We start from the raw sequence: 13,028 nt of genomic DNA, 5'->3' as shown, positions 1-13,028 counted from the left end.
TCGATTGGCCATCCGCGGCTCTAAGTGATTGATAAACCATTGATAGCTTAGAGCTATGCTCTCCTTAGTATTGATCTTCCGACCACCCATCGCTATCAGACATATCTGGTGCTCCAGGGATCGCGTTATCTTCGTCTGCCCACTCACCAAAATCTATCATCTGGCATTTTTTACTACAGAACGGACGGTGAGGGCTTTGTTCGCCCCATTCTACATCTGCGCCACATTGTGGACATTTTACTATGGTTGGTTTTTTCATTTACAGTTCTCAGTTACAGACGGAAAGCTCAAATTCAATATCTTGATTGCTAGCTTGTCCGGTTTCAAAATTAATAAATTTGATGACAAAACGGTTTTTATGCCCAGATACCATAGGGTAAACACCGTACTCTTGACTAAATTGCAGGCGCACCATATTAGCTTCTTCTGCGTCACTTTGGAAAAATCCGCCGCGAGCTAGCTGTGGCTTCATCTGGTTTGAGCTTCTGGTTAGGTTTAACCATTGCTGTAACCCATGATTTAACGGCGATAAAGAACGTAACCAGCGTTGCGCATCCATCATACGTTTTTCTAGTGGTTGATGAAGCCAGAAATGTAGCGCTGGAAGATCAAAGCAGCACGCACCGCCGGGCAGGTTAAAGCGCTGTCGGATTGACGATAGAAACCTATCTTCTCTAAGCTGGGTCCCAAAGCGCTGCGCCTTAATGACCTCGCTATGGACGCGATCTATCTCACCTAGCAGACCTTGTAAGCGTTTTTGGTCTACTCCAGGAACATTGAGCCAGTTAGAGTAGGTTAATTTAAGCTTATCTAGGTCTTTGAGTAGTTCTGGCTTTAATTGAATTTGCTCAAATATATCTAATAGATCAAACAGTGAGCGAAATAACACATGGTAATGCTGAGTATCAGAGAAGGCTGCACAATGATGAGCCTGTCTTAATAGGCTTTCAATACGTAGGTAAGTACGGCTCTTTTCATTGAGTGGATGTTCGTATTTTTGAATTGTCATACCGAGAACGTTACCTTTCAGTTGCACTTCACTCTCCATTGTTTACCTCTGTCATCGCTAAATATTGGAGATGTAAACGCTCAACCTGTTCAGCTAGGTGCCGATGATCGTTATTGGTTATCACATCATCTGCAATAGCTAAGCGTTGGGCTCTACTTGCTTGTGATTTTAGTATAGATTCAACTTGGTGCTGTGAAACCTGATCGCGTGTCATTGTTCGGTCAATTTGAGTCTTTTCTGAGACATCGACCACTAAAACACGCTGCGCGAGGTGTTGAAGCTCATTTTCTACCATCAAAGGGATAACAAGCAGGCAGTAAGGAGACTTAACATCGTGTATCTGCCTTAGCATTTGCTCTCTAATCAGTGGATGCAACAGAGCATCTAACCACTGCTTTTGCTGGGGGTCATTAAAGATAACGGCTCTTAAACAACGTCGATTGAGGCTGTCATCAGGGTTTAGGATGTGTTGGCCAAACCTATTAGCAATTGCTTGTAGTGCTTCAGTTCCAGCTTGGACAACTTCTCTGGCAATGATATCTGCATCAACAACTTCAATACGGTATTGGTCATGAAATAGGTTAGCGACGGTTGTTTTGCCGCTACCTATGCCACCGGTTAAGCCAATAACTAAGCTCATCATGCACCCCCAAAGTAAATGCCTAAATACCAGTGAATAATTTGGTCACCGGCAATGACATATATCCAGCCCGCAACGGCTAAATAGGGACCGAATGGAAAGGCTTTTTCAATGCCTTGCTTTTTGAGCCTTAACTGGATAATGCCAAATATAAGACCAACAAGAGATGACAGTAAAATAATAAGGGGTAGGGCTTGCCAACCTAACCAAGCACCTAGAGCGGCTAATAGCTTAAAGTCTCCATAGCCCATCCCTTCTTTGCCTGTAACTAGCTTGAATAACCAGTACACACTCCACAGCGACAAATACCCTGCCATAGCCCCAATCACAGCCTGGGATAGCGTGATTGAGCTTATTCCGGTTAAAGCTAAGGCAATGCCTGCCCACATTAAGGGAAGGGTGAGGCTATCAGGGAGCAACATGGTATCGAGGTCGATAAAAGTGGCGCAGATTAAAACCCAAGTAAGCCCAAGCAGTGCTACAGCATATAGGCTGAATCCAAACTGTATTGCGATCACCAGGCATAAGGCGCCAGATAATAGCTCGATAAGTGGATAGCGCGGGCTTATCTTCGCCTCGCAGTAGCGACATTTTCCTCGCAAAAGTAGCCAACCTAAGAGCGGAATATTGTCTCGTGCTTGGATTTGAGTATTGCATTTAGGGCATTGAGAGCGAGGTAAGCTAAGGGAATAATGCCCACTAGGTACCTCAAGTTTCGATTCTGGGTAAGCTTGTGCAAACTCGGTTTTCCATTCCCTTTCCATGATGATAGGAAGGCGATAGATAACGACATTTAAAAAGCTGCCAATAATCAAGCCTAATAGGGTTGCAAGTATTGGAAAAAGAGCCGGAAATTGGATGAAGTAATAATCGAGCATGAATCGCCCATATGCATGAAATTCTGAGAATTATTTTATATTAATCTTCTAGTTGAAGCTATTCATCAAGCTGAATATTGGCAGATAAATAGATAGCACTAATGTCCCTACAATAACGCCCAGTAGTAGAATAGTAATAGGTTCAATCAGCTTATTAATATTGTCTGTCAGCTCAACAAGCTGCTGCTCTAGATTGGTGGCAGCGCGCTGCAGTAGATCAGGGAGCTTACCACTCGATTCACCAATCGCGACTAGCATGCCAAGGCTATCGGGAAGCGTAGGAATGTTGATGATCGACTGATGCAGGGTGTTACCACTCTCTATAGAGCGCTTGGCATTGATTAAAAACTGCTTCAGATAGTGGTTATTTACCATTGAGCTGGCCTGTTGCCATGCATGCAGTATTGGCGTTCCAGATTGAATACTGGATGAAAGAACTAGGCTAAAGCGAGCCCATTCTCCACTTTGAATCGCTTTTCCTAAAATTGGACACAATAAAATCCATTTGTGGAGCGGACGAGTGAGTACGTGATTTTTTTGCAACGCCTTATAGATTACGACTGATACAGTGGAAAAAGAGATAAACAGGCTTACTCCATAGCTTTGTAGCCATATTGAAAGGTCTAATGTGGCTTGAGTAAGGGGTGGAAGCTCAGAGCCAAAACTTAGAAATAGATTTTCAAATTGAGGAATCACTACCATCAGCATTAGTATCATCACCAATAAAGCAACCACAACAACCATGCTTGGATACAGGCAGGCTGCTCGAATTTTTTTGTGTATGGCGGCCTTTTTTTCACGTTGATGTAATGCCCACTGTAAAGACTCAACGAGTCGACCATTGCTTTCACCAGCTGCGACAAATTGCAAATAAGCAGTATCAAAATAATGGTGTTTGCTTAAACTGCTGTGTAAAGACTCTCCTTGGCTTATATCACTCAATATCTGATCCAGAAAAACATACAGTTCGAATCTTTTGTCACGCTGGCGATCTCTAAGCTGCCTAATAGCTTGAATGATAGGGAATCCAGCTTCTAATAGGGTAATAAATTGCAGGGTTAGCGCATCAAGCTGTTGATTGTTAAATGTAAATCGAAATCGATAACTCATGGATACCTGGCTTTGAATTACCTTATCTGGCCGTATCTGTTGTTGCGCTAACATGCTCTCCAATTGGCGATATGAATAGGCATAGCTGTGGCCTGTAATCGACTGTTTAGTATCCGTTACCCCTATCCAGTGGAAACAATACAGCTTAAGCATTGGATGACTCACTGCCTAATACGCGTTTGATTTCAGCCTGATCAGTTAGCCTTTGGTCAAGGCAGTATTGGGCTGCCTTTCTCAGGCTTATACCTTGAATGAGATTACCGCTAGGTTGATGATTGATGTCAGATTGTTGATCAATAGATAAAAGCTCAAAGATCCCCATTCTACCTTTGTAGCCTTCATGGCAGTGATGGCAGGAAGTATTGCAGTGTTTACATAGGGTTCTTATAAGGCGCTGTGCCACCACTAATTTAACTGTGCTAGTGATATCTAAATCAGAAACCCCTAGATTGGCTAAACGTAAAAGTGATTCTTGAGCATTATTCGTATGCAGGGTAGAAAAGACAAGATGCCCCGTTTGCGCAGCATGAATGGCAATCTGAGCCGATTCAGAGTCACGAATCTCGCCTAACATAATGATATCGGGATCTTGGCGCAATAAGGCTCGTAAGGCAGTAGCAAACCCAAAGTGTAAACTCGGGTCTATCTGAATCTGATTGTACTCTTCTACTTGGATCTCTATAGGGTCTTCAATGGTGCAGATACTGAGCCTCGGGTCGTGCAATGATTGCAACATGGAATACAAGGTAAGGCTTTTGCCGCTGCCGGTGGGACCTGTGACCAATATTAATCCATTCGGCTTGGTGAGTTGCTGTTTGAGGTGAGCAAGCTGATAACAGTGCATACCTAGCGCGTCTAGATTAGGAATTATGGGGTCAGCTCTTAATCTCAGTACTACTTTTTCTCCATGACAACTGGGTAAGGTGGAAATTCTAAAATCGATATTTTTCCCAGTTATGTCAAAGCTTAAGCGGCCATCTTGTGGGAGTCTACGTTCTGTAATATCGAGATTAGCCAGTATTTTAATACGGCTAATTAAAGGGAGCGCCTTGGTTGATGCCAATGATCGCCAATGTTGTAACTGCCCATCACAACGAAACCGAATCCAAACGCTATTTAATTGAGGCTGAATATGTATATCTGATGCCTGCTGTTGGTAGGCTTGGGTGAGCATTTGTTCAAGTAATTCACTATCGGAGTTTGAAGAAGGGCTATTTAAATCAGCAAAATATGGCCATGAAACTAAGCTAAGTTTGGTTTCAATTTTATGCATGAATTCCAGTTCACGGCATAGCTGCGACGCATCGGGGTCATAGCTGACCAGATGCAACTGGTTGTGGGAGAATTCAATTGGAAGCAGACTGTCATAGTGAACTGAAAACTGTTTGTCCAAGGCTTCAATTTCATCACCGCTGCTGTTCACGCACTCAATCAAATTAAGCTTTGAAACCTGAGCCAAAAGTTGAGCTATCTGTTGCTGATCAACCGTTTGATATGTCTCAATATAGCTAAGAAGATCCCTTAGATTCATTTGTTGGTTAATTACTTTGTGATACAGAGACAAACTGATAAGTTCAGCTTGTCTCATCGCCTCTAAGTAGAGCCTCATTAACAACCCTTGGGGCGGGTAACATCAACCGCACCACTGACACTACAGCTCCATCCTGTAACACTGTCTCTGATAAAAGACACACTACTGTTTGCCAGTGCACTGTTATTGGCATCAAATGCGAACTGCAACTGATTTGAGCCTTGTATGGATAAGGTACCAAGTGTACCACCGGCGGCGGAGGTGGTATTAATTTCATCTAGAGTTGCAGGAAAGCTACCGGTATCGAGCAGGTATAACTCGGCTTTAGTTAGTAATCCTCGCAGGGTTGCGGTACCAGTCGCAAGCTCTGATTTCTTTATGTAGTCTTGGTACATAGGGACACTAACAGCAGATAAAATACCAATAATAGCCACAACTATCATTAGCTCAATAAGGGTAAATCCTCGGGTATGTTTACGCATGTTTGTTCTCGCTAAGAAAGGGTAATCTAACCCTAGATTGGAGAAATCTGCGTGACCAAAAACACGCCATCACTCTTGCAACAAGCTCAAACAATCAATGCTAATGTTGTATGAAAGGGACTATTAAATGCGAGGCAATGCACAATCAGTCATGCATTTGCTCGCTCTAAAATAGAATCAGGCCAGCTATTTAGCTGGCCTGATTGATATATGAAGTGCGGCTAACCGGTATTATTTGAAGCGCATGGACAGGTCCATCGCCTGTAGGTGCTTAGTTAGAGCACCAACTGAGATAAAGTCTACGCCGGTTTGCGCCATTGGACGGATAGTCTCAAGGGTAACATTGCCTGAGTTTTCTAGTACCGCTCGGCCTTGGTTTAACTTAACCGCTTCACGCATCATATCGAGGGTAAAGTTGTCGAGCATGATAATATCAGCGCCCGCTTCAATAGCTTGTTTTAGCTCGGCTAGGCTCTCAGTTTCAACCTCTACCGGCTTGCCTGGATTGAGCTGCTTTGCAGTAGCAATTGCTTGTTCAATACCGCCACATGCCATGATATGGTTTTCCTTGATGAGGTAAGCATCAAATACACCGATGCGGTGATTGAAGCCACCACCACAAGCGACAGCGTATTTGAGTGCATTACGTAAGCCAGGAATGGTTTTACGGGTATCAAGTAGACGACAGCCTGTGCCTTCTATTTTTTGCACATATTCCGCGGTAGTAGTGGCACATCCGGAAAGGGTCTGGATAAAGTTCATGGCGTTGCGCTCACCTGTGAGCAGGTCACGAGCTGGGCCTGATAGCGTACATAAGGTTTGATTTGGTATCACCGTATCACCGTCTGCTACATGCCATTCAATCACCACTTTACTACCGAGCTGCTTGAATACTTCATCAGCCCACAGCTTGCCACAGAACACACCATTCTCACGAGTAATGATGGTTGCTTGGGCTTGGGTATCTTCAGCGATTAGGCTAGCAGTAATATCTTTTGATGCATCTAAAACGCCTCCAAGATCTTCTCGCAAAGCTTCGCTAACAGTGCGAGTGACTTCACTTGGTAGCTGTTGTTTTAGATAGGCGAGTCGAGCATCGCTGTTGTGAGTATTTTTCATTGTCTCAAGCTTACTGGAGTGTCTGGTTAGAATTGTTGAGAATGATACTATTGCTTTGAATATAATACCAATCTGTATAACAAACTAAGTAGGCCTGTCATGGACGATATATGGTACCCAAGCGCAAAAATTGTGGTTTCACCACACTATGATGATAGAGAACCAGCAGATGAGATCTCGTTGCTGGTGTTACACAATATTTCCCTTCCCCCTGCGCAGTTTGAGAATGGATATATAGAAGACTTTTTTCTAGGTAAATTAGATGGCGCAGGCCACCCTTACTTGGCACTGGTTGCAAGTATGAGGGTGTCTGCACATTGCTTGATTACACGTAGTGGTCAGATTATCCAATTTGTTCCTTTCAATCGACGTGCATGGCATGCCGGAGTTTCCTCCTTTGCCGGTAGAGAGAAATGTAATGATTACTCGATTGGGATTGAGCTCGAAGGAACGGATTTTATTGCTTACACCGAAGCTCAATATGCTGCGCTGGCGACATTAACTCAATTTATCACTCAAACCTATCCTCTTATCACTTCACAACGCATTACTGGACATCAATTTATTGCACCCTATAGAAAGTCCGATCCTGGTCTTTGCTTTGATTGGGTGAAATTTAATAAAATGTTAAATTAATTCATCGTACAAATAAAATCAGCGGTGAATATGGGGTTATGCACTATTTGTCATACAAGAGTGTAAGGGTGTAATTAAATCTAACTGCAACCATTTAGTTACAAAACCCCTTGTTTTGATTGAATTCTTGTTATTGTGATCTCTGTTTTATGATTTAAATCAATTTTTCTGGACAGTGGTTAAATCTATGTGTTAATTTTGCGCCAAATCAAGTAATTGGTATTACCAATTAACAATTGTGCAGGACGCAGACACCTAAATGCCAAAAGTTGCTTTTAAAAGTATTCGCCAACCTAAGCTTTCTGATGTAATTCAGAAAGAATTGGAAAGCCTAATCTTGGATGGAATCCTCTCTCCAGGGCAACAGCTTCCACCAGAAAGAGAGTTGGCAAAGCAATTTGATGTTTCTAGACCATCTGTGCGCGAAGCTATTCAAAGATTAGAAGCCAAGGGGTTGCTAACTCGTCGTCAAGGCGGGGGAACCTTTGTTAATGAACAGTTGTCTTCTAATTTGTCAGATCCACTTTTAAATCTGTTATCAAGTCGTGCTGATACTCAACGAGACTTACTAGAAACGCGGCATGCGCTAGAAGGTATCTCTGCGTATTTTGCCGCGTTGCGCGGAACCAAAGAAGATTTTAAGCGAATATCTCAATGCCATCAGGCAATGAATACCTCTCTCAAATCTGAAGATCTGAATGATGAAGCAAGCGCTATTATGGGCTTTTTAATGGCTATTGCTGAAGCATCCCATAACGTGGTGTTGCTGCACATTGTAAAAAGCTTATCTCCATTGTTGGAGAAAAATGTATTACAAAATTTGAAGCTATTAGCTGAGCGTGAAGACGCAATGCAAAAGCTCAATGAACACCGAGCCATGATAGTTCAAGCGATCATTTCTGGTGAGCCTGAAAAGGCGAGCGAGATGTCGCATACACACTTGGCATTTATCGATGAAACTCTGTCGGATCTGACTCAGGAACAAGGGCGAAGAGCCCGCTCACTGCGTCGAATTCAACAAAACAATCAGTAAGCTTGCGCTTAGTGGACCTAACTTAATATAAAAGGATAGTTATCCATGTCTGACATGAAGCATGACGTTGATGCACTTGAAACTCAAGATTGGTTGGAAGCCCTTGAGTCTGTAGTACGTGAAGAGGGCGTAGAGCGCGCACAATATTTACTAGAACAAGTTCTAGATAAAGCGCGTTTAGATGGTGTCGATATGCCTACTGGCGTTAACACCAACTATATCAACACCATTCCGGCAAACCAAGAACCAGCTTATCCTGGTGATGTAACGCTTGAGCGTCGTATTCGCTCAATCATCCGCTGGAACGCAATCATGATTGTATTGCGTGCGTCTAAGAAAGACCTAGACCTTGGTGGTCACATGGCTTCTTATCAGTCAGCAGCTGCATTCTATGAAGTTTGCTTTAACCACTTCTTCCGCGCTCCAAATGCGACGGACGGTGGCGATTTGGTTTACTACCAAGGTCATATCTCTCCAGGTATCTACTCTCGTGCATTCGTTGAGGGTCGTTTAACTGAAGAGCAGCTAGACAACTTCCGTCAAGAAGTTGATGGCAAGGGTATCCCTTCTTACCCACACCCTAAGTTGATGCCTGAATTCTGGCAGTTCCCAACCGTATCTATGGGTCTAGGCCCGATCTCTGCTATCTACCAAGCTCGCTTTTTGAAGTACCTTGCAGGCCGTGGTCTAAAAGATACTTCAGCTCAGCGCGTTTACGCATTCCTAGGTGATGGCGAGATGGATGAGCCAGAATCACGCGGCGCAATCTCTTTTGCTGCTCGTGAAAAACTGGACAACCTATGTTTCCTAATCAACTGTAACCTACAGCGTCTAGATGGCCCTGTAATGGGTAACGGCAGCATCATCCAAGAACTAGAAGGCCTATTTAAAGGCGCTGGTTGGAACGTTGTTAAAGTTATCTGGGGTAGCAACTGGGATTCACTACTTGCAAAAGACACCACAGGTAAGCTTCTTCAGCTAATGAACGAAACTATCGATGGTGACTACCAAACATTTAAATCTAAAGATGGCGCGTACGTACGTGAGCACTTCTTTGGTAAATACCCTGAGACTGCAGCACTTGTTGCCGATATGACTGATGACGAAATCTTCGCTCTTAAGCGTGGTGGTCATGATTCATCTAAGCTATTCGCAGCATTCAACAATGCGAAAGAAACTGGCGGCAAGCCAACTGTAATCCTAGCTAAAACCGTTAAAGGTTACGGCATGGGTGATGCAGCAGAAGGCAAGAACATTGCACACGGCGTGAAGAAAATGGACATGACTCATGTTCAACACCTGCGTGACCGTCTAGGCCTAGAAGACATTCTTTCCGATGACAAACTAGCTGAACTTCCTTACCTGAAGCTTGAAGCTGGCACGCCTGAATACGAATACATGCACGCTCGTCGTAACGCTCTACACGGTTACACTCCAGCGCGTCTGCCTAAGTTCACTCAAGAATTCCAAGTACCAGAACTAGAAGAGTTCGCTCCTCTACTGGGTGCTCAGAAGCGTGAAATCTCTACCACTATGGCTTACGTTCGTACACTGAACATCTTGTTGAAGAACAAGAGCGTTGGTAAGAACATCGTTCCTATCATCTGTGACGAAGCACGTACCTTTGGTATGGAAGGTCTATTCCGTCAAATCGGTATCTACAACCCGCACGGTCAAGACTACACGCCTGAAGATAAAGGCATTGTTTCTTACTACAAAGAAGCGACTTCTGGTCAGGTTCTTCAAGAAGGTATCAACGAACTAGGTTCAATGGCGTCTTGGGTTGCTGCTGCAACATCATACAGCACCAACGATCTACCAATGATCCCGTTCTACATTTACTACTCAATGTTTGGTTTCCAACGTATTGGCGACATGGCATGGCTAGCAGGTGACCAACAAGCTCGTGGCTTCCTACTAGGTGCTACAGCAGGTCGTACAACGCTAAACGGTGAAGGTCTACAGCACGAAGATGGTCACTCGCACATCATGGCGAACACTGTACCTAACTGTATCTCTTACGACCCAACGTTTGCTTACGAGCTAGCGGTAATCATGCAAGACGGTATCCGTCGCATGTACGGTCCTGAGCAAGAGAACGTTTACTACTACCTAACAGTAATGAACGAGAACTACGCAATGCCAGCAATGCCAGAAGGCGCTGAAGAAGGCATCCGTAAAGGTATCTACAAGCTTGAGTCTTACGCAGGTGACAAGTCTAAAGTTCAGCTAATGAGCTCTGGTACTATCATGAACGAAGCGCGTAAAGCCGCTCAGATCCTAAGCGAAGAGTACGGCGTAGCCTCTGACATCTTCTCTGTAACATCGTTTAACGAGCTAACTCGTGACGGTCAAGCGGTAGAGCGTGACAACATGCTTCACCCACAAGCGGAAGAGAAAGTACCGTACATCACAACGGTTCTTGGTAGCGAGCCTGCAATCGCAGTCACTGACTACATGAAGAACTACGCTGAGCAAGTACGTGCTTACATGCCTTCTGAGTCTTACAAGGTTCTTGGTACTGATGGCTTCGGTCGTTCAGATAGCCGTGAAAACCTACGTCGTCACTTCGAAGTAAATGCTGGCTATGTTGTAGTAGCTGCGCTAACCGAATTGGCTAAACGTGGTGATATTGAGAAGTCTGTAGTGGCTGACGCTATTGTGAAATTCAATATCGATACTGAAAAAACTAACCCGCAACACGCATAAGGTAGAGATAAAATGACAATCGAAATTAATGTACCTGATATCGGTGCTGATGAGGTTGAAGTCACTGAGATTCTGGTTAACGTTGGCGACAAGGTTGAAGAAGAGCAGTCACTGATCACTGTTGAAGGCGATAAAGCTTCAATGGAAGTACCTGCGTCTCAAGCGGGTATCGTTAAAGAGATCAAAGTAGCTGAAGGCGATTCAGTAACAACGGGTTCTTTAATCATGATTTTTGAAGAAGCGGGCGCTGCAACTGCAGCACCTGTAGCTCCAGCAGTTGAAGCGGCTCCAGTAGCAGCTCCTGCGGGCGGCGCTTCTGAACTAAAAGAAGTTCATGTGCCAGATATTGGTGGTGATGAAGTTGAAGTGACTGAGATCATGGTTGCTGTTGGCGATACAGTAGAAGAAGAGCAATCTCTTCTAACTGTTGAAGGCGACAAGGCTTCTATGGAAGTTCCTGCACCGTTTGCAGGTACCGTAAAAGAAATCAAGATCGCTTCTGGCGACTCAGTATCAACTGGTTCTCTAGTTATGGTATTTGAGGTGGCAGGGTCAGGCGCAGTAGCTCCTGCTCCAGTAGCAGCAGCGCCTGTTGCAGCTCCAGCCGCGGCATCAGCAGTACAAGAAGTAAACGTACCTGACATCGGTGGTGATGAAGTCGAAGTGACTGAAATCATGGTTTCTGTTGGTGATAGCGTTGAAGAAGAGCAGTCACTGATTACTGTAGAAGGCGATAAGGCTTCTATGGAAGTACCAGCACCATTTGCCGGTACGGTTAAAGAAATCAAGATTGCTGAAGGCGATTCAGTCACCACTGGCTCTCTAATCATGGTATTTGAAACAGCAGGTGGCGCAGTAGCGCAAGCACCAGTAGCGGCCCCAGCGGCAGCACCTGCTCCGGCAGCAGCAGCTCAAGCACCAGCAACTAAAGGCGACTTCCAAGAGAACCACGAATATGCACACGCATCTCCAGTTGTTCGTCGTCTTGCGCGTGAGTTTGGCGTTAACCTTTCTAAGGTTAAAGGCACAGGCCGTAAGAACCGTATCCTAAAAGAAGATGTTCAGAGCTTTGTAAAAGACGCCCTTAAGCGCCTAGAGTCTGGTGCCGGCGCATCTGGCAAAGGTGATGGCAGTGCACTTGGCCTACTACCATGGCCAAAAGTAGACTTTAGCAAGTTTGGTGATACTGAAGTTCAGAAGCTGTCTAAGATCAAGAAGATCTCTGGCGCTAACCTGCACCGTAACTGGGTAATGATCCCACACGTGACACAGTGGGATAACGCAGATATCACTGAGCTTGAGAAGTTCCGTAAAGAGCAAAACGCATTTGAAGTGAAGAAAGACTCTGGTATCAAGATCACACCACTTGTGTTTATCCTGAAGGCTGTAGCCAAAGCACTTGAAGAGTTCCCTTCATTCAACTCGTCACTATCTGAAGATAATGAAAGCATTATTCTTAAGAAGTACGTGAATGTTGGTATCGCAGTAGATACGCCAAATGGTCTTGTTGTTCCTGTATTTAAGGACGTAAACAAGAAAGGCATCTATGAGCTATCTGCTGAACTAGCGGCTATCTCTAAGAAGGCGCGTTCTGGTAAGCTAACAGCTGCAGATATGCAAGGTGGCTGTTTCACTATCTCAAGCCTAGGCGGTATCGGTGGTACAGCATTTACGCCAATCGTGAATGCACCAGAAGTGGGTATCCTTGGTGTATCTAAGTCTGAGATGAAGCCAGTATGGAACGGCAGTGAGTTTACTCCTCGCCTAATGCTTCCATTATCACTGTCTTATGACCACCGTGTTATCGATGGTGCAGAAGGTGCACGATTCATTACCTTCTTAAACCAATGCCTAAGCGATATTCGTCGCCTGGTAATGTAA

The 13,028-nt window shown here is 44.4% G+C and carries 12 protein-coding genes; 4 read left to right on the top strand and 8 right to left on the bottom strand.

The window, feature by feature from the left end; all coding sequences use genetic code 11:
• Nucleotides 1-64: 64 nt before the first annotated feature.
• The 8 genes from yacG to nadC all read right to left on the bottom strand — a co-directional run bounded on the left by yacG (nt 65) and on the right by nadC (nt 6,769).
• Nucleotides 65-259, bottom strand: a complete 195-nt coding sequence (gene yacG, locus OCU28_RS09320) for a DNA gyrase inhibitor YacG (RefSeq protein WP_261815934.1) — start codon at nt 257-259, stop codon at nt 65-67.
• 9 nt (nt 260-268) lie between these two features.
• Nucleotides 269-1,009 carry a cell division protein ZapD gene (gene zapD / locus OCU28_RS09315; RefSeq protein WP_261817473.1) on the bottom strand — a complete coding sequence of 247 codons (741 nt, stop codon included), beginning with the start codon at nt 1,007-1,009 and terminating at the stop codon, nt 269-271.
• A 28-nt stretch (nt 1,010-1,037) separates the two neighbouring features.
• A complete protein-coding gene (gene coaE, locus OCU28_RS09310) occupies nt 1,038-1,649 on the bottom strand; it encodes a dephospho-CoA kinase (protein WP_261817472.1) in 612 nt (203 codons plus the stop codon).
• On the bottom strand, nt 1,649-2,527 hold the full coding sequence (locus OCU28_RS09305) for a prepilin peptidase (RefSeq protein ID WP_261815933.1): 879 nt from the start codon (nt 2,525-2,527) through the stop codon (nt 1,649-1,651). The genes coaE and OCU28_RS09305 overlap by 1 nt, the downstream gene beginning before the upstream one ends.
• 48 nt (nt 2,528-2,575) lie before the next feature.
• Complete coding sequence (locus OCU28_RS09300) at nt 2,576-3,790, bottom strand: type II secretion system F family protein (RefSeq protein WP_261815932.1); 1,215 nt, start codon at nt 3,788-3,790, stop codon at nt 2,576-2,578.
• Nucleotides 3,783-5,246, bottom strand: a complete 1,464-nt coding sequence (locus OCU28_RS09295; RefSeq protein ID WP_261815931.1) for a GspE/PulE family protein — start codon at nt 5,244-5,246, stop codon at nt 3,783-3,785. Before OCU28_RS09295 ends, OCU28_RS09300 begins: the two co-directional genes overlap by 8 nt.
• The gene (locus OCU28_RS09290; protein WP_261815930.1) at nt 5,246-5,650 is read right to left on the bottom strand and encodes a pilin; all 405 of its coding nucleotides are present in this window, start codon (nt 5,648-5,650) and stop codon (nt 5,246-5,248) included. Before OCU28_RS09290 ends, OCU28_RS09295 begins: the two co-directional genes overlap by 1 nt.
• Nucleotides 5,651-5,881: 231 nt before the next feature.
• The gene (nadC, locus tag OCU28_RS09285) at nt 5,882-6,769 is read right to left on the bottom strand and encodes a carboxylating nicotinate-nucleotide diphosphorylase (RefSeq protein ID WP_261815929.1); all 888 of its coding nucleotides are present in this window, start codon (nt 6,767-6,769) and stop codon (nt 5,882-5,884) included.
• A gap of 99 nt (nt 6,770-6,868) precedes the next feature.
• Between nadC and ampD the strand changes: the two genes are divergently transcribed.
• The 4 genes from ampD to aceF all read left to right on the top strand — a co-directional run bounded on the left by ampD (nt 6,869) and on the right by aceF (nt 13,028).
• Complete coding sequence (gene ampD / locus OCU28_RS09280; RefSeq protein ID WP_261815928.1) at nt 6,869-7,405, top strand: 1,6-anhydro-N-acetylmuramyl-L-alanine amidase AmpD; 537 nt, start codon at nt 6,869-6,871, stop codon at nt 7,403-7,405.
• A gap of 259 nt (nt 7,406-7,664) precedes the next feature.
• Nucleotides 7,665-8,438, top strand: coding sequence for a pyruvate dehydrogenase complex transcriptional repressor PdhR (gene pdhR / locus OCU28_RS09275; RefSeq protein ID WP_261815927.1), 774 nt, complete (start codon nt 7,665-7,667; stop codon nt 8,436-8,438).
• A gap of 45 nt (nt 8,439-8,483) precedes the next feature.
• On the top strand, nt 8,484-11,147 hold the full coding sequence (gene aceE / locus OCU28_RS09270) for a pyruvate dehydrogenase (acetyl-transferring), homodimeric type (RefSeq protein WP_261815926.1): 2,664 nt from the start codon (nt 8,484-8,486) through the stop codon (nt 11,145-11,147).
• A gap of 12 nt (nt 11,148-11,159) precedes the next feature.
• On the top strand, nt 11,160-13,028 hold the full coding sequence (aceF, locus tag OCU28_RS09265; protein ID WP_261815925.1) for a pyruvate dehydrogenase complex dihydrolipoyllysine-residue acetyltransferase: 1,869 nt from the start codon (nt 11,160-11,162) through the stop codon (nt 13,026-13,028).

Source organism: Vibrio gallicus (genome assembly GCF_024346875.1).
In the GTDB taxonomy this organism is placed as follows: Bacteria; Pseudomonadota; Gammaproteobacteria; order Enterobacterales; family Vibrionaceae; genus Vibrio; species Vibrio gallicus.
Note: the sequence above shows the minus strand (reverse complement) of the source record. Positions and strands in the feature narration are given on the sequence as shown.

Bases quoted from the DNA above. Each gene is read 5' to 3' on its own strand.
- yacG (WP_261815934.1), bottom strand. From the start codon at position 259: ATGAAAAAACCAACCATAGTAAAATGTCCACAATGTGGCGCAGATGTA.
- zapD (WP_261817473.1), bottom strand. From the start codon at position 1,009: ATGACAATTCAAAAATACGAACATCCACTCAATGAAAAGAGCCGTACT.
- coaE (WP_261817472.1), bottom strand. From the start codon at position 1,649: ATGAGCTTAGTTATTGGCTTAACCGGTGGCATAGGTAGCGGCAAAACA.
- OCU28_RS09305 (WP_261815933.1), bottom strand. From the start codon at position 2,527: ATGCTCGATTATTACTTCATCCAATTTCCGGCTCTTTTTCCAATACTT.
- OCU28_RS09300 (WP_261815932.1), bottom strand. From the start codon at position 3,790: ATGCTTAAGCTGTATTGTTTCCACTGGATAGGGGTAACGGATACTAAA.
- OCU28_RS09295 (WP_261815931.1), bottom strand. From the start codon at position 5,246: ATGAGGCTCTACTTAGAGGCGATGAGACAAGCTGAACTTATCAGTTTG.
- OCU28_RS09290 (WP_261815930.1), bottom strand. From the start codon at position 5,650: ATGCGTAAACATACCCGAGGATTTACCCTTATTGAGCTAATGATAGTT.
- nadC (WP_261815929.1), bottom strand. From the start codon at position 6,769: ATGAAAAATACTCACAACAGCGATGCTCGACTCGCCTATCTAAAACAA.
- ampD (WP_261815928.1), top strand. From the start codon at position 6,869: ATGGACGATATATGGTACCCAAGCGCAAAAATTGTGGTTTCACCACAC.
- pdhR (WP_261815927.1), top strand. From the start codon at position 7,665: ATGCCAAAAGTTGCTTTTAAAAGTATTCGCCAACCTAAGCTTTCTGAT.
- aceE (WP_261815926.1), top strand. From the start codon at position 8,484: ATGTCTGACATGAAGCATGACGTTGATGCACTTGAAACTCAAGATTGG.
- aceF (WP_261815925.1), top strand. From the start codon at position 11,160: ATGACAATCGAAATTAATGTACCTGATATCGGTGCTGATGAGGTTGAA.